This window comes from Rossellomorea sp. SC111 (genome assembly GCF_024733565.1).
In the GTDB taxonomy this organism is placed as follows: Bacteria; Bacillota; Bacilli; order Bacillales; family Bacillaceae_B; genus Rossellomorea.
This window is the reverse complement of the sequence record NZ_JANIOC010000007.1, coordinates 80,115-106,438: the sequence shown is the minus strand read 5'-3', so window position 1 is coordinate 106,438 and position 26,324 is coordinate 80,115. Positions and strand designations below refer to the sequence as shown.

The window sequence follows — 26,324 nt, the reverse complement described above, 5'->3', positions numbered from 1 at the left end:
TTTTCAGAAAATTTAATTAAAGTAACTTCGTTGATGACCATGTAAGATACGATCTATTTTCTGAAAAGAAGGACATCTCACACCAATACAGAAATCTTATATATAACAAGTTCTAAAGGGAGGGCATAAATTGACCACATTTGAAGGAACGAAGGAAATACAGGCATTAGAGTTGGAAATCATGGAAAAGAAAAGGCAGCTTTCACAACTACGCAAAGAACAAGCACCACAAAAGGTTAAAAACTACCTCTTTTTAACAACCGATCAAAAAACCGTTACACTAGAGGATCTTTTCAAGGACAAGGATGAACTTATCATCATCCATAATATGGGGAGGAATTGCCGCTATTGTTCTATGTGGGGGGATGGCTTTAATGGGGTGTACCATCATTTGTTAAGTCGTTGTGAATTTGTTCTATCCTCTCCAGACGACCCGGCCGTTCAAGAAGACTTTGCAGCTTCAAAAGGGTGGTCCTTTCCACTTGTATCATCGAAAGAAAACACTTTTTCACAAGATCTCGGGTTTAAAAATGAGAAAACCTCCATGCCAGGGGTATCCACTTTCAAGAAAAATGAAGAAGGAATGATTTATCATTGCAGCTCTGCTTACTTCGGTCCAGGAGATGAATATTGCGTCATTTATTCCTTACTGGATTTATTACATGCTCCATCTGAAGATTTTATCCCTCAGCTGAAGCATAACCTTCGTTCATCCTTTCAGCTCACTCATAATGTTGCAATTGGAGTGAAGCATTACCATGAGGCGATTCAATTTTACACGAATATCATTGGAATGAAGGTTGAAAAAGAGGGACAGAAGGAAACAAAGTTCTCGATGAATGGTCGGAACTTCTTCATTGAAGATAGTGAGCATAACACCGTGCATTTCGAATTCGCTGTAGATGATTTTGATAGAAGTAAGCAAAACCTCCTGGACAGCGGCTGCAAAGTAGAGCAAGTCAATCATGCGAAAAGTGAAATGATATCTGATCCGTTTGGAATGTCGTTTCATTTGTACGAGGTACGAAAATCCAAATGAAAAAAAGCCTGCCTTGAAATCCAAGGCAGGCTTTTTCCATATTATTCAGTAGCCGGTTTAAGGATTGCCTCTTCCTTTTCCGCTTCTTCCTGTAATTCTTTATCACGTTTAATCTTCCCGTTTCCAACCGACAGGGCCACTCCCACGCCGATGGCAATGAAAATCAGACCTGTTAAGAAGACGGTTGTGAAGGCATCGGACCATGCGGTTTCAATCGAAGCGATCACGATGCTGCCGATTTCTTTCGGTACTTCCAGTAACCCCGGGGTCACCAGCAGTCCGAATAGTGCATCCGTTTTTTCACTTAACCCGCTAAGGATCTGCGCTGCAGCAGGATTATCCTGCTGTGCCGCTACATCTTTCATATTATCTTGAAGAGATTGATTCATCACAGCGTTTAAAACGGTGATCCCGATCGTCCCACCGATGGAACGGAAGAACGTTGCGGAAGAGGTGACGGCCCCCAGTCTCGATTTAGGGAATTCATTCTGAATTGCGATCATAAGGGTCGGCATGACAAGACCCATTCCGAATCCCATCACGATCATATACATATACGCTGTATATTCCTTCGATTCAGGACCCATCGTACTCATTAAGAAGAAGCCAACCACGGTGATCAGCATACCAGAAGTCAACACTGTACGGTATCGTAGTCTCAGTAATAATCTACCGCCGATAATACTTGCCGTGATCAACGCGATCATCATCGGTGTCATGGTAGATCCCGCTTGAGTCGGCGTCACCCCGAGGATTCCCTGCATGAACATCGGCACGAACATAATCGCTCCGAACATTCCTAACCCGAGAAGAAATCCAAGGGCATTTGTTGTGGCGAATACCCGGTTTTTAAACAGACTTAAATCAAGGATCGGTTCCTTCGCTTTGTTTTCTATAAATCCAAACACGAGAAGTAAAGCTATTGACCCGCCAAAGAGCATGAAGCTTGTTCCTGAGAGCCATTCAAACTTATCTCCACCGAAATTCAGTCCTAGCAATAAGAGGACCAAGGCCGGGATCAGCGTGATGATTCCCAGGTAATCAATGCTTACCTTATCCGTCGCGCGCCCGACATTTTCATATTTCAGTCCAATGAATAACAGAAGAGCTGATAATAAGCCGAATGGTACGTTAATTAAGAAAATCCAGTGCCAGCTGATCGTATCGACGATGAACCCGCCAATGAACGGTCCAATGACAGAGCTCAATCCGAATAAAGCCCCGAACACACCCTGCCACTTTGCACGCTGCTCAGCCGTGAAGATATCCCCGATGATGGTTTGGGATAAGGGCATGATCATACCTCCACCGATTCCCTGAAGCCCTCGGTAAAGAACGAGCTGCTCCATGGAAGTGGCTGTGGCACAAAGACCTGATCCTATAATAAAGATGATGACCCCGATTAAATATAATAATCTTCTGCCATATAAATCCGATAGTTTCCCCACGATCGGTGTAACTGTTGTGGAAGTGATCAGATAAGCCGTGGTTACCCACGCAAAAATGGAAAACCCGTTCAGTTCTGCGATGATTGTAGGCATCGCGGTCCCTACCACCGTTTGTTCAAGGGCACTGAAGAACATCCCGATGATCAAACCGGTCAGAACTAAACGTCTATTGATTCCTGGTTGTACTGACATATGTTTCTCTCCTTATTCTTCTGTATTGTTCTCAACGGCTGCAGCCAGCTTTTCATAGATGGTGACAAGTTGTTCCACATCTTCTTCTTCAAGATAGGACAGGTATTGGGAGAATATTCTCCTCCTTACCTTTTTCGCCATCTCAAAAACCTCTCGCCCGCCTGTTGTAAGCTCTAACTTTACAATCCGGCGGTCGTTTTCGTCTCTATGCCTCGAGACAAAATCGTTCTTCAGCAATCGATCTATCATGACCGTGATCGCACTGGGCTTCACATCTAACTTCTCCGCGAGTTCCGTCGATTTCATATCGTCAGAAGTCGACAAGAGATACAGGATGAAAAACTGGGGACCCGTTAAATTCATATCTTTCAATACAACCGCCATTTCCTGCTGAATATGACGATTCGTTACGTGAAATGCTGTAAACAAGCGATCTATATAAGAGTGTTGGATCTGTTCCAGGTCCAAGGTCATCCCCCATTTCTATTCATACATATAATATTTAACCTGTTTAAATATTAATCACCTTAGGTAAAAATGTCAACAGGTTTTTCTCCCCTATTTTTGGGAGCAAAAATGTCAGAAAACATGCATTATAAAAACTTTTCCGTGATGTAAATCCTGAGACTCACCTCTCCCTCGCCTAATAAGCTGATCGCTCTAAGCCACCTAATTTTGGATCAGCACATTTTTCGTTTATGATAGATGGTAGGAAATTTTCGAGTGAATGGATGATGATGGTGAAAAAGAGACAAACCGCAGAGTTACGAGTATATGATCATTTGAAGGACGCATTGCTCGCCAGAAAAATTGCACCGGGTACACAGCTTGTCGAGCAAATCATTTCCGGAAAAATGGCGGTCTCAAGGACACCGATCCGCCATGCGCTGAAACGCTTGGAATCAGAAGGGCTCGTTCAGATCATCCCGAATCGTGGTGCTTTCGTCGTTCATCCGACAAAAGAAGAAATCATTTCATTCTTTGAATTAAGAAAGGAACTGGAATTTCTAACGGTGAAATATGGTCTTTCTAAAGTGAGGAAATCGGATTTACAGAGGCTTTATACCTTCCTTGAAGATGAGCAGGAAACGTATAAACAGAAAGACCTGTTAAAATATGTGGAGCTCAATAAGCAGTTCCATCTGTTCCTCGCAGAAGTCAGCGGCAACAAGTTCCTGATGCGTTATATGGATGAAATGCTGACTCAATCCAATGTATATCTGTTCTTATTCGATGTATTCTATCACATAGAGCCAGGGGAAAACGTCCGTTTCCGTGAACATGAGGAAATGGTGAAGGCCATTGAAAATAAAGACCAGCAGACTCTCCTTGAACTGATCGACCTTCATATGAAACACAGTTTTGACGATTTGAGGATGGAGGATCACGGATATTCGTCCCTCGAATCTGTTTTGGCAGAGTAGTCAGAAACAAAAAAAGCCGACCCCTTTATTGCACAGGGTTCGGCTTTTTTGAGTTAGAATAATTTCGTCGTCCAGTCTTCACAGTTCCATACTTCCGTCGCTACATCCAGATAGAAGTCAGGTTCGTGACTAATCAGGAGAACGGTCCCTTTGTATTCTTTAAGGGCACGTTTTAACTCTTCTTTCGCCTCGACGTCCAAATGGTTGGTCGGTTCATCAAAGACCAAGACGTTCGATTCTTTGTTCATCAGTTTACATAGTCGCACTTTTGCCTTTTCCCCACCGCTCAGCACTTCTACCTTGCTTTCGATATGCTTTGTCGTCAATCCGCATTTAGCCAGGGCCGAGCGGACTTCCGCCTGGTTAAGGGATGGGAATTCGTTCCACACTTCTTCAATACATGTGTTACTATTTTTTGTCTTGATTTCCTGTTCAAAATAACCGATATGGAGATAGTCCCCGAGTTCCACAGTACCTGATATCGGTTTGATTTCGCCTAGAATACTTCGTAATAGAGTCGTCTTCCCGATTCCGTTGGCTCCTGACAGAGCAATCTTCTGACCACGCTCCATCTTGAGGTTGAGCGGTTTTGATAACGGTTCATCGTAGCCGATTACAAGATCCTTCGTTTCAAAGATGACCCTGCCGGCGGTTCTCGCTTGTTTAAAACGAAACTCAGGCTTCGGCTTTTCCGCAGCCAGTTCGATCATATCCATCTTATCAAGCTTTTTCTGACGGGACATGGCCATGTTACGGGTGGATACCCGGGCCTTATTGCGGGCCACGAAATCCTTCAACTCCGAGATTTCCTGCTGTTGTCTCTTGAAAGCTGACTCAAGCTGCTGCTTCTTCATTTCGTGGACCCGTTTGAACTCGTGATAGTCCCCTGCATAGCGATTCAATTCCTGATTTTCCATATGATAGATCAGATTGATGACACTATTCAAGAATGGTATATCATGAGAGATCAGGATAAAGGCATTTTCATATTCCTGAAGATAGCGTCTCAACCAGTTGATATGCTGTTCATCAAGATAGTTGGTTGGCTCATCAAGTAACAGGATGTCCGGCTTTTCAAGTAAAAGCTTTGCCAACAATACCTTCGTCCGCTGTCCACCGCTTAAATCGTGCACATCCTTATCCAAACCGATATCATCCAACCCAAGACCACGGCCGATTTCTTCCACCTTGGCATCAATGATGTAAAAATCATTATTCGTCAGGGCATCCTGGAGTGTCCCTGTTTCCTCAAGCAATTCTTCCAATTCTTCAGGAGTGGCTTCCCCCATCTTGGCAAACAGCTCATTCATTTCCGTTTCCATATCAAACAGGTATTGAAACGCCGTCTTCAACACGTCCCGGATCGTCATCCCCTGCTTAAGCTTCGCATGCTGATCCAGGTAACCGATACGGATCCGCTTCGCCCATTCCACTTTTCCTTCATCGGGCTCAAGCTTCCCTGTTATGATATTCATAAATGTAGACTTTCCTTCTCCGTTGGCGCCGATCAAGCCGATATGCTCACCCTTCAACAGACGGAAGGAAACGTCATTAAAAATCGCACGGTCGCCGAAACCGTGGGTTAAATTTTTGACTGTTAATAAACTCATGTCGTAAACACCTTTTCTTTCTATACTAAAATTCGCTCTCTCTATTATAAGGGTCCTTTTGCTTAGAAGATAGGGGGAAATGAGCTGGTGCTTTTTTCTTCCCCTTACCCGATGGCCCCTGCTACGTCATAGTCAGCAGGATCAAGATCGGTAGCTTCACCCATTACCAGTTTGGCAAGCTCCGATCCAAGATATGGACCAACCGTCAAACCCGATGCCCCAAGACCATTTGCCACCCAGACATCAGCGAACCCCGGTACTGCCCCGAAAACCGGAAGGAATCCAGGAGTGAACGGTCGGAATCCGACTCTTGTTTCCACCACTGCCCCATCTTCAATTCCAGGTGCGACAGCCGTTGCCTTCTGAAGGATTTCGTAGATTCCGCCCGCTGTTACCCGGGGATCAAAGCCAACATCATTTTCATGAGTTGCTCCTGCCACTACTTTCCCCTCGGGGAAGGCAAGCAAATATTGATCATTAGGGGGCATGACGACGGGCCATTCACCCGTCTCTCCCCCTTCCATTGCCAAATGGAGGATTTGGGCTTTCTGAGAGGTCACAAGAAAGTCTATACCGAGAGGCTGAAAGAGTTCCTTCGCCCATGCGCCGGCTGTTACGATCACCCCATCGGCCCTAAGGACCTCGTCTCCTATTATGACACCGGTGACCCGATCATGTTCGTGTAACAATCCGGCATCCCCATGTCGAAATGATGCCCCGTACTTTTTAGCCCCGTTCAAAAGTGCATCCCGCAGTGCCCTGCCATCTACCCTGGCTGCGCCGCTTACATGTACAGCCTGGAACTCTTCTGATAGCAGCGGAAAGCGCTGACTTGTTTCTTCTGAAGTCAGAAGCGTCAGCTCACCGATTTCCGGAGCATCCCCCCTGCGTTTCTCCGCTCTCTCCATCATTTTATGGAGCTTTTGCACATCCGTGTGGAGACTGATGGCCCCCACACGTTTATAACCGGTTTCAGTCTCACCGTCTGCTTCGAGCTGTTCGATGATGCTCGGATAATACTTCGCCCCACCCTTTGCCAGGCGATACCACACTTTATTCCTGCGCTGTGACAGCCACGGGCATACAATTCCTGCCGCTGCATCCGTTGCCTGTCCGGAGTCCTTTCGGTCGATAATCGTGACATCCGCTCCTGCTTTCGCCAGATGATAGGCCGTTGAAGCCCCAAGAATACCGGCACCTACGATAATAAATGATTTCATGTAAAACACCTTTTCATCCTATTTTTCTTTCATTTTACTCCAGTGGAAGGACGAACTCAACGGCGGAGGACATGGGTGCCAGGCACAAATTGTACTTTTGGTGTTTGGTGCCTGGCACCAATTCAGCATTCGGTGCCAGGCACTATCCCTACTTTTCGCGCCTGGCACCTTCCTACTTATTCGTATCGAACCAAAAACCACCATCAATTCCAGACAATTCTCACTACTTTTCCCGAAATAGATTGACAAGTCGTTTTGATTCATGATAAAAATTGTATAACCAAATATTGAATAAGCTTTGAAGGAAACTAGTAACGGACATTTCCCTGTTTAAGAGAGCCGGTGGTTGGTGTGAACCGGTACAAAGATGAAGTGAATTTCGATTCCGGAGCTTCTTTTGACGAGATCAAAAGACGGGTAAGACCGTTATGTGTGAAGAGTGATGAGAAGGATTTTCTCATAACTAGGGTGGTACCGCGATATCCAAATCGTCCCTACGATATGTAGGGGCGATTTTTTTATTTGGTCTGAAACCCCCCTCACACCTCAATAAATACCGAAAGGAGAATGAGAATGAGTCAGCGTGAACAATGGTCATCAAAAATCGGCTTTATCTTAGCGGCAGCCGGGTCTGCCATCGGATTGGGGGCCATCTGGAAATTCCCTTATATCGCCGGTGAAAATGGAGGCGGAGCATTCTTCCTGATCTTTATTCTATTTACTTTATTACTCGGCCTTCCATTATTACTGGCAGAATTCTCAATCGGACGTACGACTGGAAGCAATGCAGTGGATTCGTACCGAAAAATCGCTCCCGGCACCAAATGGCACTGGGTCGGGATCCTCGGGATGATCACATCCTTCATCCTACTTTCCTTCTACAGTGTCATCGGGGGATGGATCGTCGTTTATTTATTCAAAGCTGTTACAGGGCAATTAAACGGGCTTTCATCGGATCAATACTCAGAAGTGTTCGGGGCAACGATCTCAAACCCCGGGATAAGTGTATTCGTTCAGCTTCTCTTCATCTTGATGACCATCATCGTGGTGGCCAAAGGGATTGAAAAAGGGATTGAACTTGCGAGTAAAATTATGATGCCGGCATTATTTATTCTTTTTATTTTGTTAGTGATCCGCGCTGTGACCCTTGATGGGGCAGGTGAAGGAGTTGCATTCCTGCTTCAGCCGGATTTTTCCAAAGTAACGTCACAGACGATTTTAGAAGCGATGGGTCAATCGTTCTTCACGTTAAGTGTCGGGGTATCGGTGATGGTGACATACAGCTCATACCTTCCTAAAACACAGAGTCTTCCCCGTTCGGCAATTTCGATCGTGGCGATGAATATCTTCATCGTATTACTTGCAGGACTTGCGATTTTCCCGGCAGTCTTTGCTTTTGATTTAGAGCCAGGCGCGGGTCCGGTGCTGCTGTTTAATGTACTGCCTACCGTATTCAGTCAGCTTCCATTCGGGATGCTCTTCTTCATTGCATTCCTGGTTCTATTCTTATTCGCAGCATTGACTTCTGCATTTTCCATGCTCGAAATAATCGTATCGGTCATTTCGAAGGGAGACCCCGGAAAGCGCACGAAATGGTCGTGGATCATCGGTCTCGCCATCTTCGTTTGCGGTATTCCATCGGCTTTATCTTTTGGGGTACTCGGCGATATCACCTTGTTTGGCAAAACGATATTTGACTTAGCCGACTTCACTGTAAGTAATGTATTGCTTCCAATCGGATCATTGCTTATCGCACTGTTTGTACCGCTCAAAATGAAGAAAACCGCTTTATATGAAGAATTAAAGCAGGGAAGCGGGTTGAAAAGGGGATTATTTGAAACGTGGTTCTTCTTGATCCGCTTTGTGGCGCCGGTGTTAATACTATTCGTCATGCTTGATGTTCTGGGAGTGTTTTAATCCCATCCGTTTCATATAAAAGGGTTGACCCCAGCGCGGGTCAACCCTTTTCTTTATGTTGCTCCATACCCCATGATCACTCCACACGCCAATCGTTTCCCTGCATCTCCTGAAGGCTGCGACCTGAAGTCGTCCGGGTTCTGATGGATGATGACACCCTTCCCGATTACATCTTTCACTTTAAATTTATTCGTAAAAAAGGACATCTTTGCGTAACCGTCATTTGAAAACAAAACAGGAAAATCCCCTGCATGATTTCCATGTGGCTGATTGGTCGGATTCCAATGCCCCCCTGCAGACGTGAATGGTTCATTGGGGTCCCCTATCTCACATACCCCTTTTTCATGGAGATGAAATCCGTGGGGACCGATCGGCTTTTGATCACCCTTTCCTTCTTTATAGGATGGTAAACCTGTCACCTCGGCAAACACTTCCACTCCATTTTGCACTTCCCGAAAAAATACATATCCTTTAAGTCCTGGAGCGAGTGGACCTCCCTGAATGTGAGCGTAGGCCATATTCGGAGCATTTCGGTAATAGGAATAGGCAGGATAGCCATATTGATAATAATTCATCCGTGTGCCCCCTTTCTTCACCTTATTTTATGATGGAACCTGGGGTGTCATGATGAAAAATCCGGAATATTGATTTTAACCAAACGTTTGTTTAAACCCGAGAACCCTTTTCCTATTAAAGGTTCGCACCGTCAGTCAAACGTTTGTTTAAATTTCCCCCTCCTAAAAGGTCGATCTCCCGGCTCATCTCCTCTATAGATGGGTGATTTCGCCTTCTATGCAACAACCGACGAAAATATGAATGGTTTTATTTTCCTATTACTATAATCCCTTTTCATTTTGTCCAAAAAATGTTATATTTTCAGAAACTTCTGATTTCTATTTCTATGCCCAACACTATTTTAGGAGGGATTGCTATGCAATGTGAAATGAGGTTAATTCCATATTTCATGGACGAAATGATTGTGGATGCAAATGAAATTCCTAAAGGCGTTGACTTAATCCAAGCCCCCAGTATGTGGAAAAACGGATTTAAAGGGAAAGGGATAACCATCGCCATTCTTGATACGGGATGTGATACGAAGCACCCCGATCTTTCAGGAAGGGTGAAAGGCTTCCGAAATTTCACCGACGATGATGACGGTGCAGAAGATAATGTAACGGATTACAGTGGTCACGGTACCCATGTGGCTGGAACCATTGCGGCAAACGAAAATGGTGAAGGTGTAATCGGAGTGGCCCCAATGGCAGACTTACTGGTGATCAAAGTTCTTGCCGGCAGCCGTGGAAGTGGTCAGTATGATTGGATCGTGAACGGAATTCTCTACGCCATCGAACAAAAGGTCGATATCATTTCCATGTCTTTAGGGGGACCTACAGATTATGAGCCTCTGCACGAAGCCATTAAAAAAGCGGTGGATTCCAATATTCTAGTGGTCTGTGCTGCGGGGAATGAAGGCGACTCCAATAGTGGCACCGATGAGTTTTCCTACCCGGCCTGCTACAATGAAGTCATTTCGGTCGGCGCCATCGATCTGCAAAGAAAGTCTTCCTACTTTACCAATTCCAATAATGAAGTTGACTTAGTGGCCCCCGGTGAACAAATCCTCTCGACCATTCCCGGAGAAAAATACGCCAAGCTCAGCGGAACCTCCATGTCAGCTCCCCACACCTCTGGAGCTTTAGCTCTTGTTAAAGAATTTGAACAAGCATCCTTTGACCGCAAACTTTCTGAATGTGAAGTATATGCGCAACTCATTAAGCGGACAGTACCACTTGGCTTCCCGAAAACGTTGGAAGGTAACGGCCTGATCTTTTTAACCGCCCCTGATCTCCTGCGGGAGCACTTGAGAAACCAACCTCTTGCCCAGATTGGGTGAGGGATTTGGATCTAATAAACAAAAAAGAACAGCCATCAGTGGCTGTTCTTTTTTGTGTCTGAGGTTATTGCAGTCTGCTTTCGACTTCCTGACAGATCTGATCGGCACTCAGTCCGCTTGCTTCGATGACAGGGCCTTGAGTCGCTACATTTTGAATACCCATTACATTTGTATCCATCCCAGTCACGACACAGCAGTCACACCCGTTTGCATCTGACTCCTGCTTAAGCTCCACTACTTCATGCCCCTGTGCCCGTAAGGCTTCTACAACGTTTGTTAAGGATTGTTCAACACCAATTCTCATGCCTTTACACCTCCTGGTTCTACATATAGGTTTTTCTTTCGATGAAAAAGATATTCGTCCATTATTTTTTATTTATTTGTCTGCCGCTTTTCTTCTGACTTTGTCCTTTTGCATTCCCCGTTTGGGTATCACTTGCAAATTCTACATCGTTTTTGGCCTTTTGTTTCGCCAGCTGTTCAGAAGTTTGATCCATACTCTTCCTACCCTGTTTAGACATATCATCCCTCCTCTGACTTTTATAGAATTAGAATCCCCATTTTCAGGCAAAATATTTGAAGGGCCTTCGATTCCCTCCGGAATGTTTAGTTTCACCTCAGCCCGGGTAAATAGTCTCTATAACAACAATGAAAAGGGTGGTATTTTACATGGATGAAGCAAAATTACATGAATTGATTGATGGATTAAACGAAGATTTAGCCAATGAATATGCGGCAGTCATTCTTTACACTAACTACGCTGCTGTAGTGAGCGGCTTGTATCGTCAAATCTTAAAGCCTTTCTTTGAAGAAGAAATTCCTGATGAGCAGGGTCACGCTTTATACCTTGCCGAAAAGATTAAAACGTTAGGTGGTCAGCCGACAACGACGCCTGCAGCCGTTAAACAAACGGATGATGTGAAGGAAATGCTTGAAGAAGGCCGTAAAGCCGAAGCAGATACCATTGAGCGCTATAAGAAGCGTAAAGAACAAGCAGAAGAATTGGGTCTTGTTGAGCTCAGCATCAAGCTTGATGATATGATCGCCGATGAAACGCATCACCTTGAAGAATTTGACCGTCTGTTAAAGGATCCTTCATTTAACTAATGATAAAAGACCGCTGAAAACAGCGGTCTTTTTTTATGTTATAATGCGATACTCTTTCCATTCATCCAAGAGTAATTCCCGGTATTTAGGGGTCAAATACCGATCGTCAATCAGTTTAAGGACACCACGGTCATCTTCCGAACGGATGAGTCTTCCCCCTGATTGAAATACTTTATTCAACCCGGGATATACATATGCATAATCATACCCGTTCATTCCCATCCCGTTAAAGTAATCCTTGATGATTTCCTGTTCCACAGAAGGCTGGGGCAGCCCCACCCCTACTACGATCACACCCTTTAACCGATCTCCTTTCAGATCGATCCCTTCTGAGTAGATCCCTCCGAGGACCGCTAGACCGATAACAGGTCGTTCTCTATCACACCGGAACTCCTGGAGGAATTCTTCTCTTTCCCTCTCGCTCATATTCGGCTCCTGAATAAGGACTCTAGCGCCCAATGATTCATTATTCAACCTGTCATACGCTTCCTGCATATAAGAGTATGAAGAAAAGAAGACGAGATAATTCCCTTTATACCCATTGAACGTTTCCTCTATGGAACGCGTAATGATGGGAAGAGTCCGTTCCCTGTCCCTGAATCGGGTGGAAATCGGGTGGATCCCTACTTGCCATTGGTTGTGCTCAAATGGGGATGGAATCAGGAAACGATAATCTTCTTCACTCCCGCCCAGCTGCTGAAAATAGTACGAAAACGGGTGTAATGTAGCAGAGAAAAACACCGATGATTGATACGGACGTGTAACCTGCTTAATAAGCTTCGACGGATCGATGCAATAAAGTTTCACTTCTAATTCATGGGAGCTTCGACCAATTACAAAACGATGTTCAAGAGAGTAAAGGTTTGAAATTCTCACAAAACTGATGCTGTCGAAATACAACTGCATAAATTCCTCCGACCACTCCCTGCCCGTTTCCCCAAGGCATTTTTCCGTTATTTCAATAAAGCTTACAACCGACTCAACGAGTTGACCGTCCAATTCAACCCGGGTGTCCGCATCCGCTTCTTTTTTCAATCGCAGAAATTGCTTATTTACAGCTGTGATTCCCTGTCTCAATCCGTCATGGTCGGGGTATAGCTTTTTGATTTGTAAGAAAGCAGACTTTTTCAGGGAGGCAGAATACATTTCTCTCCCCCTGCCCACGAGATTATGGGCCTCGTCTACGAGGAGATTCGTCTTTTTCTTACTTTCATCGCTCATCCTTTTCAAGGAAACCCTTGGGTCGAAGATGTAGTTATAATCGCAGATGACTCCGTCCACCAGGTAGGAAAGGTCGATGGAATATTCAAATGGACACACCTTATGCTTTCTCGCGTATGATTCGAGGATCGGACGCGTGATGATGGTTTCTTGGGTCAAAATATCAATCAGCGCTTCGTTAATGCGCTCATAATAACCGTTTGCAAATTCACAATACTCCTTCTGACAAATCGTTTCTTCTTTAAAGCAGATTTTATCTTTTGCCGTAATCGTAACCGTCCTGTGTGCCAGACCCTCTTTTTCCAAAAGTTGAAGCGCCTCTTCTGCCACTGTACGGGTAATCGTTTTTGCCGTCACATAAAACCATTTGCTGTTTCCTTCTGCCATTGCTTTTATGGTAGGGAATAGGGTAGAGATCGTTTTCCCTGTTCCAGTTGGAGCATTGGCATAAAGGGATTTCGATTCAGATACAGTTTTATATACCGCACCTGCGAGTTTTTTCTGTCCTTTTCGATAGGAAGGATACGGAAATATCAGGTCCTGGACACTTTTCATTTTCAATTCTTCATTTGTCAGAATCACGGTGGCAAATGGTGTATAGGCAACCAGGGTCTCATACACGATACGTTCAAGCTCTTCAATGGAATAGGTTTGCTTGAATGACTTGGTTCTTTCTGATTCTACTTCAATATAGGTTAATTCAACCCCTACTTGGGAGAGCTGCTTTTCCATTGCCAGCAGGTATGCATAGCATTCACCCTGAGCCCAGTGAACGCGGCTTCCCTCGTCAATCAAGTCCAGTTTTTTTGCCGTCGATTTGATTTCCTCCACGGTCACTTCTCCGTCATCATAGTGAATGCCATCACAACGACCCTCAAGTTGATAGACCAGATCACCGGCTGCGTGCTCCCCTTTCAGGAAGACTTCCTTCTCATCGCCTTCTTTATATTGTTTCTGCAGTTTCTGATGAAGTCTTGTGCCGGTGACCATAGAGGAACAGGACTGGAATCTCAGATCGATGCTTCCTTCCTTATAAACAAACTCTACCAACTCCCTGACGGATACCTTCATGGTTTTCTTCACGGATGATTCACCTCCAGTTTTCAAAAGAAAATGATGATTCTAACTGTTTTCAGATGTACATATACATTAGACAAGCTGTTTGGAACGGAGGATTCGGGAGAATGAAGGCAAGGTTCATCTTTTATTGCATTGGTTTACTGTCTCTATCATTAGGGGTGTCCCTGATTATCAAAGGGGATATGGGAGCAGCTCCCTGGGATGCACTCGCCGTCGGGGAATCCACCCTCCTTCACCTTTCTATCGGCACATGCATCTTCATGAATGGATGCATTCTCATCCTCATAAACGCACTTTTATTAAAAGAAGGTATTCAATGGTTAGCCGCCCTCTCCATCTTTGTGATCGGGATGATGGTTGATTACTGGATCACGTCTGGCCTTAAAGCAATTGAACCCATAGGATTCGTTCAACAATTATCTTTTGTCTTGATCGGCATCCTGCTCCTCGGGATTGGAATCTCCATCTACCTTCAAGCCAAGCTCCCTTCAAGTCCCATGGATACTTTTATGGTGGCGATCCATCAACGTTTTGGGTTAAATTTGCGCAATTCCCGCTTGTTAAATGAGGCGATTGCCATCACCCTCGCCATGGTCTTCCACGGGGCTGTCGGCATCGGAACAGTCATCGTCGCCTGCACGTTAGGATTTATCATTCATATCTTCTATCCTATCATGGAACGTATGTACGGAAAATGGAGTTGATGAATTTTTATGATCAATAAAAAAACACTTAGCCATTTCCCTAAGCGTTTTGATTATTCATATAAGTATTTGCAGGATTCGAATCAAATTTCGCAAACTTTTCATTATTTAAAGGCAGGCTTATCGTTGCGACCGTTCCTTTATTCACAATGCTTGAATAATGGACATGCCCACCCATTGCTCCGATGATCCGCATGGACACGGATGTCCCAAGACCAGTACCCTGATCCTTTGTCGTGAAAAAAAGCGTTCCGATTCGTGCAATCTGTTCTTTCGTCATTCCTTTGCCTGTATCCGTGACGGTGATGATTACCTGCGTATGAATGACTTCCAGATGTATGGTGACACTGCCTTGGGGAGGGGTTGCCTCAATGGCATTCTTGATAATATTGACGAGTGCTTGTTTCAATTTATTCCGATCTGTCAATAAATACCCATCTTCCTTCAAGTCTGCCTCAAGATGAACCCCTTCCTTCAATGCGTAGGCATTGAGGAGAACGGTGACATCTGAAAGGACATCTTTGACATTGATTTTCTCGACCTTTTCGAGCTCAGGCTTGGCAAAGTTTAAATAATCATTGATGATGTCCTCTGCCCTTCCCAATTCACTGAGTACAATCTTCAAATATTCATCATGATCACCGGTGACCTGCTTTTTCATAAGTTGAAGGAACCCTTTCACAACGGTCAGGGGATTCCGCACTTCATGAGCGATGGAAGCTGCGAGTTCACCGAGAGTGTTGAGCTTTTCCGACCTCATGACTTCTTCCCGCAATAACTTCTTTTCAATCATCCATTCATTCAGTTGAGCGGCAAGTCCGACCCCCAACACCTGAATTCCACCGAATATAAGAACATAGATCCCCATCTCCCGGTTACCCGATACCGGGACACCGGATATGAAGGCAAAGGAAAGCAGAATGCCGAGCATGACCAGGGCTGGCCAAAAACCAAGTAACACAGCAAACGTCACTCGCTTTCGCCGAGGGAATGACCAGAATCGATTGGAAATCAAAAATGGCAGGATACTCGCTAGGAAAGCACTAATGAATCCGAAGACAATCGCATCACCTCCATGGATGATACGTGCCGCCAGAATAAATAGAAAGACGATGACTCCGGCCTTCCTTCCTCCATACAACATGGAAAGCACCAATGGTATATACCTGAAATCCCAATACAGCCCAAAGCTTTCATAAGCGAATATCAAACACATAAACGCTGCAACCCCATGTAATACACCAATGAAAACAGGGGATTTCCCTAGCCTGTGATTTTCCAGGAGCGAGGTTTGAATGAGAACAGGAGCCAATATAATCAGGACATGCAATAATAATTTCTCGATCAGCATCGATATGTCTCCCATTAGAAAAAGTATTACTTTACACATACGACAAAATTCTGGCAATTCCTCTTTCTTCTAACATAAATTCACGAAAAAAGTCATAGATGAGGGACGGACCTCGGCATTCCTGCCTGAGGTCCGTCCCTCATCTAATGGTTAATTCAATTGTCCTTTGTAGGTGAGGTCTTTGGGGTCGAGGTGGTTATAGTTCCCTTGGAGTATTTTCTGTATGTTTCCGATCGTTTGTTGAATCGATACGCTTTGGCCCTTGACGTTAGTGAATTCCTCCGCTACATAGAAAGGCTGGCTCAAGTATGCTTCGAGTCTTTCCCCTATTTGGAAAAGCTCAAGGTCTGCTTCCGGGATTTTATCCTTACCGATCGTATTCATCAGGACGCGAATTTCTTTATATCGCCTTAACAGTTTCTTTGCCTTCTTGTGGGTCGTGGCGTGGCTTGCCTCAAACGCTTCATCTTCCAGAAGGACGGACGTGGACTGAACAGGATGAATGGCAGGGTACAGACCACGGGTAGCCAGATCTATATCGAAATAACACAAGGTATCAAGTGGACCAAACGGGTCGTCTTCATCGACTGCTTCTCCACTTGGATCAAATAAAATGGTCGTAATGTCAGGATAGCCTTCAGCTTCGAACTTCTCCCTCAATTCATACAGCTCCCCCGATACGATAAACGAGCGATCAACATACAAGAGAATGCTTTCCTTATCATCCACCAATGAAACCTCAGCAAAGGCATCCTCAAGGGTGTGGCATTTCGCCTCAACGAATCCTTCAAGATCACTCAAACCAGGATAAGTTTGATCCGGTGTCAATAAAATGGGATGGTAACCCTTCTCTTTCAATACTTGTGTCATTTCAGCCAAAACGACAAATTGACCAATCTGAGATCTCGAAACGAATCCGTTGGTCCCCCCCTGAACAATGGGTGCAAATAAATCGAGTGATTTAATTCCTGTTTCAATCATACTTAATTTCCCTCCTTGAATTATTAATTCATCCAGCGTACAATTCGCAAGCTTTGCAAGAGTCACAATCGTTTTCACCTCGGCACGGCCCACCGATATTTTCCCTGTACATAAATTTGACACAGTCGCCGGCCTTAATCCCACCGTTTTAGCCGCTGATGTGAGATTTGGCACACGCTTACGCAGTAATGAAACATTTAACCTTAAGTGTTCTTCCATGGTAAATATCCCCTCCTTACTTTATAAGGTAATCTATTTTACTTTCAAAAGCAACAACTTTTATTTTAAAACGTAATTTTTTTACTTTAAAAAGTAAAAATCGATAAATTGTCCTTATTCCTCTTTTATATTAATCTTGTTTTCTCTTATATTATTGTCCTAAATAAACAAGGTCGTACTTATAATGAAAAATAAGATCTTTTAGTCAAAAGGATGAACGCAGATGAAAAATACGAAGCTACCCGAAATGTCTAAAAAAAAGCGCTTCATTGTCATCGAGATGATGATCGCTTTCTTTGTCCTGTTTTCCATCATCGTTTACTGGCTGCCTGTTGAAAAGGCCACACCACCCTATTTCCTTCAAAAGGAAAATGAGCGCCCCCTTGTCATTGCACATCAGGGGGGAAAACATCTTGCACCAGGGAATACCATTGAGGCGTTCCAAAATGCCGTAGATCTTGGAGCCGATGTCATCGAAACGGATATACATATTACCGAAGACGGCCATTTGGTAACCATTCATGATCCCACAGTTGATGCGACAACGGACGGAAGCGGATATGTAAAAGATTACACATTGAAAGAACTCCAGCGGCTTGATGCGGCATACTATTTCCAAGACCTGAAGGGACAATACTCCTTTCGGGGAAAACATATATATGTCCCGACCCTAGAAGAAGTATTTCAGCGGTTTCCCGATATGAGAATCAATATTGAAGTGAAAGACGACAACCCTGAAGAGCGGATAGAAGAAATTGTACAGAAGTTAATGAAACTGATTGAAGAATACGATATGGAGGATAAAATCCTCATCGCCTCATTCGATCAAAACATCATTAATTTAGTTGAGGCTTCTTCTAAAGGAAGGGTTGCCACACAAGGAGGTAAACAAGAAGCCAAAAAATTCGTCATCCTGCACAAACTGTTCATGAGAAATCTTTATAAATCGGATGTCGACGCCTTTCAACTTCCCCTTCAAGAAGGAAAGCTGGACCTGACACAACCGATCCTGATCTCAGGCGCCCACCGCATCGGACTCCAGGTACATTACTGGACTGTCAATGACCGGGAAACCATGGAAAGACTCATCAAACTCGGTGCAGATGGCATCATTACCGATCGTCCTGATTTATTACTGAACATACTGGGGAGGAAATAATCAGACACACTATCAATGATTAATTTTCATAGGGATGTTTCTTTCCTTAAAACTAGCGAGTGGTGGTTGATTTCCACTGCAGGTGCTCGCTTTCCGCGGGGCGTGAGTTGAGCCTCCTCGGGCATTGCCCTGCGGGGTCTCAACTTTCCCGCAATTCCCGCAGGGGTCGAGCACCTTCCGCTCCAATCAACTTTCTAAGTAGGGGTTTTATTAATCTAGAAGAAGAAAAAATAGAACATTTTCAAAATAAAGAACCTCCCTTTCCCCAAAAATAATATCACTATAAAGGACTAAAAAATTCCACTCATGATAGTAATAACTCGAAAATCGGTAATTCTCAGCTCTCACTAATGAGATTTTCCTTGTGTTTGTTTGTAATGAGGCAATCAGAATATAAAAGAAAGAGTGGGTTGTAGCGGAAGGCACTTGACTCCTGCGGGAAATAGAGGAAAGCAAGTGCCTGGAGCGAAAAGGAACGGTCTATATATGATCTAAACACTACTTTTTTCTCTGAAAATATGTTATTCAATAAAGATTCCTCACCAAAAACCTACAAAAAAATTACAAATATAATGGTAATGTCCATACTATTGACCTATATAAGTATTTGTCAATCTCTGTTAGGCTTAAATTAAGTCAAATGACGAAAGAAGAATAAATATGACAGTAAATGTGTTTTTAGACGATTATCGACACTGTCCTCAAGGGTACATTCTCGCGAAAGACATCGATGAATGTATTGACCTGCTTCTTAATTATTCTATCGCTCATCTTTCACTGGATCACGACTTAGAGAGTAAGACACGTAATGGTTTAATGCTCGTCCACTACATGGTGGAAAAACAGTTATTTGCAGAAAGAATCACGATTCATTCCGCAAACTCTGGTGCGGGCAAAAGAATGTTCAAGTATTTGAAAGAGGCACAGAACGACCGGAAGATGCCTCAGTCCATCCAAATCCTATTACGGCCATTGCCTCTAAGATGAGTTATCATATATAAAGAACTGTTCCCTGAACAGTTCTTTTTTTGTCAATTTATTTAATTTGGTTTTTTCTTACTTTATAATGGAAAATAGAGAATTTTATTAAAGAGGGTTACATTATGGATTTTTTGAAAAAATTTCAATTTGTCGGGGGAAGGATTGCTAAAACGGGACTGGCTGTTTTCCTTACCGCCCTCGTATGTGAATTGTTGAACTGGCCGGCGACCTTTGCCGTCATAACCGCCATCGTCACCATTGAACCGACGGCTGCCAATTCAATCAAAAAAGCGTACGTCCGCTTTCCGGCATCGGCTATCGGTGCGTTATTTGCCGTGGTCATCACTCATACATTAGGGGACCATGCCCTTACCTATGCCCTGGTCGCGCTCCTGACGATCATCACCTGTCATAAGCTTCATCTGGGCGCTGGTATCCTGGTCGCTACATTAACTGGAATCGCCATGATTCCCACGATCCATGATCACTACGTTGCGACGTTTTTCATCCGTCTTGGAACGACTACAATCGGATTGATTGTATCGACTTTGGTCAATCTGTGGATCCTTCCACCTAAGTATAGCAACACGATTTCAACCAACATTCATAATCTCTATTTCAAAACAGGGAATCTACTGGAAAGAAGGGGCTCTGAAGTCCTTCAGAATCATTCTCTGCACAGAGAGACGAAATTGATATTCAATGATATTTTAAGGGAAATTGAATCGACGGATACTCTTTGCGAATACCAGAAAGAAGAATGGAAGCTTCACCGCTCCAACCGTCAGGAAATGCGCTGTTTCCATTATGAGTATAAGAAGCTGAACATCTTGAGACAGATCCTTTTTCATATCGGCAACATCATCTATCTGCCTGTTCACTATGCTTTCAGTGAAGAAGAAAAAGAACGGATCATGGATGCAACATTAAGTTTAAAAGGAATCATGCACCACCCTTCATTTGATATTCCAGACCAGCATTTCACCCTTATGAAGAATTTATTGGAGGAATTCTGGGAGGATCAGGAGGGGCTTCATATGAAACCATTCCAATCTATGAAGCATCACTTCTCCTGTGAAACCATCATGCTTTATGAACTGTTATCCATTCATGATCTTATTGAAGAGCTGAGTGAAGTCCATCTCCTTGAGGCACAGCATCGAAACGTGTTGGAAAAAGCACTGTACCCGGAATGATGATTAATATCTTTTTACAAAGCTCTTTTCGTAAACCTTGTTGCTATGAAAGGTAGCGAGTAGTTGTTGATTTCCGCTGCAGGTGCTCGCTTTCCGCGGGGCGTGAGTTGAGCCTCCTCGGGCTTTTGCCCTGCGGGGTCTCAACTTTCCCGCTATTCCCGTCGGAGTCGAGCACCTTCCGCTACAATCAACTTTATTGGTAGGAGGATTAATTTACTTCTGTACACCTCTAGAAAACATCATTTTCTGTGTGTGGAATGGTTGATTTCAGCTTGAATAGTAAAATGCTGTTTCATTCGTTTTTTCACTGGTAAGCTCTGTCACGCTATCTCATTTTGATGGGGAGGGGAACGGCGTAGACTCCTGCGGAAAAACGGACGAGACAAGACCCCGCAGCGAATGCGAGGAGGCTTGGCCGTTCGTCCGCCGGAAAGCGAAGCCGTTTCCCTCACCATCTATCCATACACACATAGACAGAGCCTCAGTAGTTCCTATGTTAGAAAACAACCATCTTTACGAAAAGAGCTTTTTACAAAAACGAAAAAATCCGAACGAATTCGATATTCAAAGAATGTCGAGTCATCGTTCGGATTTCTTTTGTCTGAAACGCATTTGTCTAAAAGCCTTATTTCAGGGCCTCATTCGCTAACGTTGCAATGACCATATCATCCATCGGAGGGTTATGAAGTCCTGCCCTTACATCACGATAATACCGCTGCATGGGATTGGTCCGGAAAAGGCTCCTGGCCCCCACGATCCTCATGGCAGTGTCCACGATGTGAAAGGCACTGTTTGTCACAATGTGCTTGACAGAAGAGAGTTCTGCAGCCATATCCCCCCGCTTTGCAGGCTCCCTTACCCACTTATCTGCCACGGAATATAGAATCTGCCTTGCCTTAAACAACTCTAATTCAATTTCACCAATCTTCCGCTGGACTTCCGGAACATCCTTGATCGGCCCTGGGAGACTGTTCGGGGAGTAGTCTTTCGCAAACTGGATGGCATAGTTACGTGCTGCCACCGCCACCCCTATATAACAGGCAGGGATGTGAAGGAGCCATGCTTTAGGAAGATCGCTCTTCCCTTGGTCGCTGTCCCGCTCCACGAGGGAAGAAGACGGTAGCTGGACGTCTTTAAGAACGAGGTCATCACTCCCTGTCCCCTTCATGGAAATCGTATCCCACGTCTCCTCGATGCTCACGCCTTCCAAGTCATGATTCACAAGGAAGAATCCTTTCTCTTCAGTATCACCGATCACAGCCGATACTAAGGAATAGTCCAGGACTCTCGCCATTGACGTGAAAGATTTCCTGCCCGTTACACTCCAGCCCTTTTCGGTTTTGATAGCCTTGGTCTGAGGCAGCCCCCCACGTGTCGGACTGCCCGTTGCCGGTTCTGTGGCCGCACGGTTCACGAGGGCTTTGTTTGCCACGATCTCCTCACACAGGTCCTTGAAGATCTCTTCCTCCCAGGCACGGGTTTCTGTAAGCTCCATCAATCCCCCTAAATGCCAGCCAATGGACAATGCCGTTGCAGCATCACCAGTAGCCAGTCTCTCTTGAATCATCACAAGCTCATACAAATTGATCTCTTCCCCCCCGTATTCTTTCGGAAGGGACAGTGTCCCATATCCACTTTTTTTGAGGTCGTTGAAATTTTCATAAGGGAACTCATCCTCCCGATCATATGTCTCCCCTCGTTCAGAAAAAGCATCAGCTAGCTTCCCAGCTAGATCAACCAATTTCCTTTGGCGTTCATTCTGTATAAACGATTTATATAAATCCAATGAAACAGCACCTCCCAATGATAAAATGACGTTTCTCTTCTCCATTTATCATAATCATTTTTGCTTCCTGACTCAAAGATAAAGCTTACTAATCTGATCGGGTTACATTTCCACTTAAATAGCTATCCGCTCTTTTTTTCATGAAATCCCTGCTCATGTATGTTTTTCAAAATTATATCGGGGAAAGGCTTTATTCGAAAATCAATGCCCCACTTCAGTAAAAAAACCTGCTGCCACTTAGGCAACAGGTTTTTTACTGTTTATAGGTTAAGAAGCATTTTCTTTATCTTCCACTTTATATTCCTGCTCCCAGAACTCTGCATTTTTGATACCGAGTTTTTTCGAGTTGAAGACTGGATCAAGACCCTGTTTCTTCTGCTCCTCGTAATCTTTAAGTGCTCTGAGGGCCGGTTTGGCAAGGATGAGAATCGCAATCAAATTCAGCCATACCATAATCCCAAGTCCGATATCACCCAACGCCCACGCAAGGGCTGCTTCTCTTACAGCACCATAGAAAGTGGCTCCAAGAAGGACTACCTTCAGGATCACCATTGCCGCCTTTGAATTCTTGCCTCTCATCAAGTAAGCCACATTTGTCTCAGCCATGTAATAGTATGCCATGATGGTTGTAAAGGCAAAGAAGAATAAAGCGATCGCGACGAATGATGCCCCGAAGCCAGGGATCACTGATTCAATGGCAGCCTGTGTATAACCAGGTCCTGCTTCAATACCATCCAGATTGTTTGCAAGCATCTTTCCGTCCGGACCTTCTGTATTGAAGGAACCTGTAAACAGGATCATGAATGCCGTTGCCGTACAAACAAGAAGGGTATCGATATACACTGAAAACGCCTGTACCAATCCTTGCTTGGCTGGATGTGAAACCTCTGCCGCCGCAGCCGCATGGGGTCCTGTACCTTGACCGGCTTCGTTTGAATAGATTCCGCGTTTCACTCCCCATGATACTGCCATACCGATGATTCCGCCGAATACTGAATCTGCACCGAATGCGCTTTTGAAAATAAGGGCAAAGACAGCCGGGATCTCAGCAATATTCATTCCCACGATGATAAGGGAAAGTAAAATATACGCAATGGCCATGAATGGCACTACGTACGAAGCCACTCCGGCAATACGTTTGACGCCGCCAAAAATGATGACCCCGATTAACACCACAAGACCTAATCCCGTGACCGTCGTGTTAAGACCGAATGCATTTTCAAGCCCTAATGCAATGGAGTTTGACTGGATCCCCGGCATCAGGATACTCATTGCAAGCAAAGTCGCAAATGAGAAAAGTACTGCATACCACTTCCAGCCAATGCCCTTCTCAATATAGTAGGCCGGCCCCCCGCGGTATTCACCGTCCTGTTTCACTTTGTAAATCTGAGCCAAAGTGGATTCAATAAAGGCACTGCTTGCACCGATGAAAGCAATCGTCCACATCCAGAAAACGGCTCCGGGACCACCGAAGGCGATGGCAGTAGCCGTACCGGCGATGTTCCCCGTTCCTACACGTCCGGATAATGAAAGAGCCAAAGCCTGGAATGAAGAGACTCCTGCACTTGAACTTCCACCCTTAAACATTTGAACCACCATATCTTTAATCAACCGGACCTGCAAAAACTTCGTTAAAATAGAAAATAGTAAGCCTACGCCCAAACAAAAATAAATCATGACCGGGGACCAAAGGATCCCGACGAGCTTGCCAACGAATTCTTCCACGGCATTTCCCCCTTTTATTTTTATAAAAATTTTCTAACTATTAAGAATTATATTTTATTTGACACAATATAGACAATCCTTTTTTATGACGAAAATTTTACAAACGTATAAAAACCCTTATATGCCAAGACTTTATACTCTTAAAAAAAATTTGGGGCATTCTATAAAAGAGGTGATGAAAATGTCGAAAAGAAAACTTTTGGTACCTGAGTCACGTGCCGCAATGGATCAGCTGAAAGCGAAAGTGAGCGGGACACGGGATCCAAAAGAAGCCAAATATGAAATCGCCAAGGAACAGGGGATCCCTCTCCAAAGAGGATATAATGGAAAATTAACGTCCGAACAAGCGGGAAAGGTCGGGGGATCGATCGGCGGTAATATGGTGAAGGAGCTTGTAAGAATGGCTCAGGAGAATTTGTCGAAAAAATGATCATTCAAAAAGCTGACATACGCCTGATGTCAGCTTTTCTTCTTGCAGAGTATTTCTTTCAAACGGTCAAGATCCTGATAGATATCCTTTTCCAACGATCGATTATAGAAAATCGAAGCTGGGTGAAAGGTTGGAAAGATGGAGTAGGTTTCCTCGCTCCAGGTCCATTCATTTGAATCAAGTCCTTTCAATCGCCTGACCTTGGACCGGATAAGTTGACCATGCACCTCAGAAATCGTATATTTTCTCCCCAACAATCTTTGCATTCCTATATTACCCAATGTCACAAGTTGTTTCGGCTTTACATGCTGGAGCTCATAATCCAAAATCGGGGCATGTGCAAACTGTTCTTTAAGAGTCGGGGCCCTGTTATATTTCTTTTCAATCATTTCATTATCCCGGTTTTTCTTATGTACGATTTTGTAAGGTCTGCTCCTTACCGTGGAGGTGAAGTAAATATCCTCCCTTCCTATACCCAGGTATTGAAAGAACTCATCAAGCACCTTACCCGCTCTCCCGCTGAAGGGCATACCATTATGAATTTCGGTTTCCCCGGGTGCCTCCCCTACAATCATGATGGTAGGGTTCATCGGTCCCCTTCCATAGACAAAGCCTTCACAGTTATAACCTTCCATCCGCTCTTTACACAGATTCACCAGTTTTCCGGGTATCACGCGCATCATCCTTCACTTCATAATAATTTCGTTATTCCCGTTGTGAATAAGCTCTACACATTCACATGTTTATTTCCGTATCAGAAAAGGAATAGTATGGTTAAAAGAAACATTAAAGGAGATGGATTGATTGTCACAAACTGAACTGAAACAACAAATCTTAAAGGTTCTTGACGAAAGTAAAGTGGGGACGCTTGCGACTGTGAAGAAGAATAAGCCTCATTCCCGCTATATGACTTTCTCACACGATGATCTGACTTTATATACGCCAACGAGCAATGAAACGCATAAAACCGATGAAATCGAAGATAACCCCAATGTTCACATCCTCCTTGGTTATGAAGGGGAAGGATACGGCGACACCTTCGTTGAAATCGAAGGACGTGCTTCCGTTGAAGATTCTGCCCACTACAAAGAAAAACTATGGAATGACCATATGAAGAGATGGTTTGAAGGTCCGGACGATCCAAATTACATCGTCTTGAAAATCCAGCCTACTGCCATCCGACTAATGAATGATGAAGAAGATTCGCCGCAGTCGCTTGAATTATAATTAATATGATTCCTTGACATGTTATAAGAAAGATGATATATTTAGTTATTGTAATCTTGTAACATACATTGAAACGATAGAGAAGATAATTCGTAATTCTATTCTGTTTTGATTTAACAACTTATTCACACTGGATCGGCTTCGGAGCCGTTAGGATGTAAGAGAGGTAGGGCTTACGTCGTTTAGGTATATCAAACGACTCAAGGAATTGCCCGCGGCTGTTTATTATCTGCAAACAACGTTCAAGATATAAATATATTACTTGTGATGTTGCAAGTTACAGAATTGCCTTTATCCGATTAAGGGCAGTACCAAAGGGAGCGCTAACGGGATGATTAGCCCCTTTTAATTAGAAAACACCTCAAAAGTGCTGACTTTTGAGGTGTTTTTTTATGTTCTCGTCGAATCTTCCC

General features: G+C 44.1%; 24 protein-coding genes and 1 other annotated feature. Of the genes, 11 read left to right on the top strand and 13 right to left on the bottom strand.

What is annotated here, in order from left to right; genetic code table 11:
* Positions 1-130: 130 nt before the first annotated feature.
* On the top strand, positions 131-1,039 hold the full coding sequence (locus tag NQ095_RS10825; RefSeq protein WP_258263480.1) for a DUF899 family protein: 909 nt from the start codon (positions 131-133) through the stop codon (positions 1,037-1,039).
* A gap of 41 nt (positions 1,040-1,080) precedes the next feature.
* On the opposite strand, the gene NQ095_RS10820 is transcribed toward NQ095_RS10825, so the two are convergent.
* Both NQ095_RS10820 and NQ095_RS10815 read right to left on the bottom strand, forming a co-directional pair.
* Positions 1,081-2,679, bottom strand: coding sequence for an MDR family MFS transporter (locus NQ095_RS10820; protein ID WP_258263478.1), 1,599 nt, complete (start codon positions 2,677-2,679; stop codon positions 1,081-1,083).
* Positions 2,680-2,691: 12 nt separating this feature from the next.
* Positions 2,692-3,147 carry a MarR family winged helix-turn-helix transcriptional regulator gene (locus tag NQ095_RS10815; protein ID WP_258263477.1) on the bottom strand — a complete coding sequence of 152 codons (456 nt, stop codon included), beginning with the start codon at positions 3,145-3,147 and terminating at the stop codon, positions 2,692-2,694.
* Between the two features lie 230 nt (positions 3,148-3,377).
* On the opposite strand from NQ095_RS10815, the gene NQ095_RS10810 reads away from it, so the two are divergent.
* Complete coding sequence (locus NQ095_RS10810; protein WP_258263476.1) at positions 3,378-4,103, top strand: GntR family transcriptional regulator; 726 nt, start codon at positions 3,378-3,380, stop codon at positions 4,101-4,103.
* A 53-nt stretch (positions 4,104-4,156) separates the two neighbouring features.
* Here the strand turns inward: NQ095_RS10810 and NQ095_RS10805 are convergent, their stop codons facing one another.
* Complete coding sequence (locus NQ095_RS10805) at positions 4,157-5,713, bottom strand: ABC-F family ATP-binding cassette domain-containing protein (RefSeq protein WP_258263475.1); 1,557 nt, start codon at positions 5,711-5,713, stop codon at positions 4,157-4,159.
* A 104-nt stretch (positions 5,714-5,817) separates the two neighbouring features.
* Positions 5,818-6,933 (bottom strand): NAD(P)/FAD-dependent oxidoreductase, encoded by a 1,116-nt coding sequence (locus tag NQ095_RS10800; RefSeq protein ID WP_258263474.1) that lies wholly within the window; start codon positions 6,931-6,933, stop codon positions 5,818-5,820.
* Positions 6,934-7,222: 289 nt separating this feature from the next.
* Positions 7,223-7,432: a binding site (T-box leader), on the top strand.
* A gap of 74 nt (positions 7,433-7,506) precedes the next feature.
* Here NQ095_RS10800 and NQ095_RS10795 point away from each other — a divergent pair.
* A complete protein-coding gene (locus NQ095_RS10795; protein ID WP_258263473.1) occupies positions 7,507-8,850 on the top strand; it encodes a sodium-dependent transporter in 1,344 nt (447 codons plus the stop codon).
* A gap of 53 nt (positions 8,851-8,903) precedes the next feature.
* Here NQ095_RS10795 and NQ095_RS10790 read toward each other — a convergent pair whose 3' ends face one another.
* Positions 8,904-9,425: a superoxide dismutase family protein gene (locus tag NQ095_RS10790; protein WP_258263472.1), complete on the bottom strand. Its 522-nt coding sequence runs from the start codon at positions 9,423-9,425 to the stop codon at positions 8,904-8,906.
* Between the two features lie 356 nt (positions 9,426-9,781).
* Here NQ095_RS10790 and NQ095_RS10785 point away from each other — a divergent pair, with 356 nt between their 5' ends.
* Complete coding sequence (locus NQ095_RS10785; protein WP_258263471.1) at positions 9,782-10,744, top strand: S8 family peptidase; 963 nt, start codon at positions 9,782-9,784, stop codon at positions 10,742-10,744.
* Between the two features lie 64 nt (positions 10,745-10,808).
* Here the strand turns inward: NQ095_RS10785 and NQ095_RS10780 are convergent, their stop codons facing one another.
* Together NQ095_RS10780 and NQ095_RS10775 are read right to left on the bottom strand one after the other, a co-directional pair.
* Entirely contained in the window at positions 10,809-11,048 is a 240-nt protein-coding gene (locus NQ095_RS10780) for a YkuS family protein (RefSeq protein WP_034760945.1), read from the bottom strand.
* Positions 11,049-11,109: 61 nt separating this feature from the next.
* On the bottom strand, positions 11,110-11,265 hold the full coding sequence (locus tag NQ095_RS10775; RefSeq protein WP_258263470.1) for a hypothetical protein: 156 nt from the start codon (positions 11,263-11,265) through the stop codon (positions 11,110-11,112).
* A 148-nt stretch (positions 11,266-11,413) separates the two neighbouring features.
* Between NQ095_RS10775 and NQ095_RS10770 the strand changes: the two genes are divergently transcribed.
* Complete coding sequence (locus NQ095_RS10770) at positions 11,414-11,851, top strand: ferritin-like domain-containing protein (protein WP_060671539.1); 438 nt, start codon at positions 11,414-11,416, stop codon at positions 11,849-11,851.
* Positions 11,852-11,884: 33 nt separating this feature from the next.
* Here the strand turns inward: NQ095_RS10770 and NQ095_RS10765 are convergent, their stop codons facing one another.
* Positions 11,885-14,155, bottom strand: a complete 2,271-nt coding sequence (locus NQ095_RS10765; protein WP_258263469.1) for an ATP-dependent DNA helicase — start codon at positions 14,153-14,155, stop codon at positions 11,885-11,887.
* A 101-nt stretch (positions 14,156-14,256) separates the two neighbouring features.
* On the opposite strand from NQ095_RS10765, the gene NQ095_RS10760 reads away from it, so the two are divergent.
* Positions 14,257-14,856: a YczE/YyaS/YitT family protein gene (locus NQ095_RS10760; RefSeq protein ID WP_258263468.1), complete on the top strand. Its 600-nt coding sequence runs from the start codon at positions 14,257-14,259 to the stop codon at positions 14,854-14,856.
* A 40-nt stretch (positions 14,857-14,896) separates the two neighbouring features.
* Here NQ095_RS10760 and NQ095_RS10755 read toward each other — a convergent pair whose 3' ends face one another.
* Entirely contained in the window at positions 14,897-16,153 is a 1,257-nt protein-coding gene (locus tag NQ095_RS10755; protein ID WP_375162835.1) for an ATP-binding protein, read from the bottom strand.
* 204 nt (positions 16,154-16,357) lie between these two features.
* The gene (locus NQ095_RS10750) at positions 16,358-17,407 is read right to left on the bottom strand and encodes an ATP synthase beta subunit C-terminal domain-containing protein (RefSeq protein ID WP_258263466.1); all 1,050 of its coding nucleotides are present in this window, start codon (positions 17,405-17,407) and stop codon (positions 16,358-16,360) included.
* A gap of 223 nt (positions 17,408-17,630) precedes the next feature.
* Here NQ095_RS10750 and NQ095_RS10745 point away from each other — a divergent pair, with 223 nt between their 5' ends.
* The 3 genes from NQ095_RS10745 to NQ095_RS10735 all read left to right on the top strand — a co-directional run bounded on the left by NQ095_RS10745 (position 17,631) and on the right by NQ095_RS10735 (position 20,743).
* The gene (locus tag NQ095_RS10745) at positions 17,631-18,566 is read left to right on the top strand and encodes a glycerophosphodiester phosphodiesterase family protein (protein WP_258263465.1); all 936 of its coding nucleotides are present in this window, start codon (positions 17,631-17,633) and stop codon (positions 18,564-18,566) included.
* Between the two features lie 660 nt (positions 18,567-19,226).
* Complete coding sequence (locus NQ095_RS10740) at positions 19,227-19,553, top strand: cyclic-phosphate processing receiver domain-containing protein (RefSeq protein WP_224521535.1); 327 nt, start codon at positions 19,227-19,229, stop codon at positions 19,551-19,553.
* Positions 19,554-19,669: 116 nt separating this feature from the next.
* Entirely contained in the window at positions 19,670-20,743 is a 1,074-nt protein-coding gene (locus NQ095_RS10735) for an aromatic acid exporter family protein (protein WP_258263464.1), read from the top strand.
* A gap of 625 nt (positions 20,744-21,368) precedes the next feature.
* Here the strand turns inward: NQ095_RS10735 and NQ095_RS10730 are convergent.
* Complete coding sequence (locus NQ095_RS10730) at positions 21,369-22,574, bottom strand: acyl-CoA dehydrogenase family protein (protein ID WP_258263463.1); 1,206 nt, start codon at positions 22,572-22,574, stop codon at positions 21,369-21,371.
* 222 nt (positions 22,575-22,796) lie between these two features.
* Positions 22,797-24,254: an alanine/glycine:cation symporter family protein gene (locus NQ095_RS10725; protein ID WP_258263462.1), complete on the bottom strand. Its 1,458-nt coding sequence runs from the start codon at positions 24,252-24,254 to the stop codon at positions 22,797-22,799.
* A gap of 175 nt (positions 24,255-24,429) precedes the next feature.
* Between NQ095_RS10725 and NQ095_RS10720 the strand changes: the two genes are divergently transcribed.
* Positions 24,430-24,684 (top strand): alpha/beta-type small acid-soluble spore protein, encoded by a 255-nt coding sequence (locus NQ095_RS10720; protein WP_258263603.1) that lies wholly within the window; start codon positions 24,430-24,432, stop codon positions 24,682-24,684.
* Between the two features lie 29 nt (positions 24,685-24,713).
* On the opposite strand, the gene NQ095_RS10715 is transcribed toward NQ095_RS10720, so the two are convergent.
* Positions 24,714-25,319, bottom strand: coding sequence for a uracil-DNA glycosylase (locus NQ095_RS10715; RefSeq protein WP_258263602.1), 606 nt, complete (start codon positions 25,317-25,319; stop codon positions 24,714-24,716).
* Positions 25,320-25,488: 169 nt separating this feature from the next.
* Between NQ095_RS10715 and NQ095_RS10710 the strand changes: the two genes are divergently transcribed.
* Positions 25,489-25,911 carry a pyridoxamine 5'-phosphate oxidase family protein gene (locus NQ095_RS10710; RefSeq protein ID WP_258263461.1) on the top strand — a complete coding sequence of 141 codons (423 nt, stop codon included), beginning with the start codon at positions 25,489-25,491 and terminating at the stop codon, positions 25,909-25,911.
* The last annotated feature ends 413 nt before the right edge of the window (positions 25,912-26,324 follow it).

Bases quoted from the DNA above. Each gene is read 5' to 3' on its own strand.
- NQ095_RS10810 (WP_258263476.1), top strand. From the start codon at position 3,378: ATGATAGATGGTAGGAAATTTTCGAGTGAATGGATGATGATGGTGAAA.
- NQ095_RS10730 (WP_258263463.1), bottom strand. From the start codon at position 22,574: ATGGAGAAGAGAAACGTCATTTTATCATTGGGAGGTGCTGTTTCATTG.
- NQ095_RS10820 (WP_258263478.1), bottom strand. From the start codon at position 2,679: ATGTCAGTACAACCAGGAATCAATAGACGTTTAGTTCTGACCGGTTTG.
- NQ095_RS10795 (WP_258263473.1), top strand. From the start codon at position 7,507: ATGAGTCAGCGTGAACAATGGTCATCAAAAATCGGCTTTATCTTAGCG.
- NQ095_RS10740 (WP_224521535.1), top strand. From the start codon at position 19,227: ATGACAGTAAATGTGTTTTTAGACGATTATCGACACTGTCCTCAAGGG.
- NQ095_RS10805 (WP_258263475.1), bottom strand. From the start codon at position 5,713: ATGAGTTTATTAACAGTCAAAAATTTAACCCACGGTTTCGGCGACCGT.
- NQ095_RS10790 (WP_258263472.1), bottom strand. From the start codon at position 9,425: ATGAATTATTATCAATATGGCTATCCTGCCTATTCCTATTACCGAAAT.
- NQ095_RS10745 (WP_258263465.1), top strand. From the start codon at position 17,631: ATGAAAAATACGAAGCTACCCGAAATGTCTAAAAAAAAGCGCTTCATT.
- NQ095_RS10770 (WP_060671539.1), top strand. From the start codon at position 11,414: ATGGATGAAGCAAAATTACATGAATTGATTGATGGATTAAACGAAGAT.
- NQ095_RS10780 (WP_034760945.1), bottom strand. From the start codon at position 11,048: ATGAGAATTGGTGTTGAACAATCCTTAACAAACGTTGTAGAAGCCTTA.
- NQ095_RS10785 (WP_258263471.1), top strand. From the start codon at position 9,782: ATGCAATGTGAAATGAGGTTAATTCCATATTTCATGGACGAAATGATT.
- NQ095_RS10715 (WP_258263602.1), bottom strand. From the start codon at position 25,319: ATGGAAGGTTATAACTGTGAAGGCTTTGTCTATGGAAGGGGACCGATG.
- NQ095_RS10735 (WP_258263464.1), top strand. From the start codon at position 19,670: ATGGATTTTTTGAAAAAATTTCAATTTGTCGGGGGAAGGATTGCTAAA.
- NQ095_RS10720 (WP_258263603.1), top strand. From the start codon at position 24,430: ATGAAAATGTCGAAAAGAAAACTTTTGGTACCTGAGTCACGTGCCGCA.
- NQ095_RS10750 (WP_258263466.1), bottom strand. From the start codon at position 17,407: ATGGAAGAACACTTAAGGTTAAATGTTTCATTACTGCGTAAGCGTGTG.
- NQ095_RS10760 (WP_258263468.1), top strand. From the start codon at position 14,257: ATGAAGGCAAGGTTCATCTTTTATTGCATTGGTTTACTGTCTCTATCA.
- NQ095_RS10775 (WP_258263470.1), bottom strand. From the start codon at position 11,265: ATGTCTAAACAGGGTAGGAAGAGTATGGATCAAACTTCTGAACAGCTG.
- NQ095_RS10800 (WP_258263474.1), bottom strand. From the start codon at position 6,933: ATGAAATCATTTATTATCGTAGGTGCCGGTATTCTTGGGGCTTCAACG.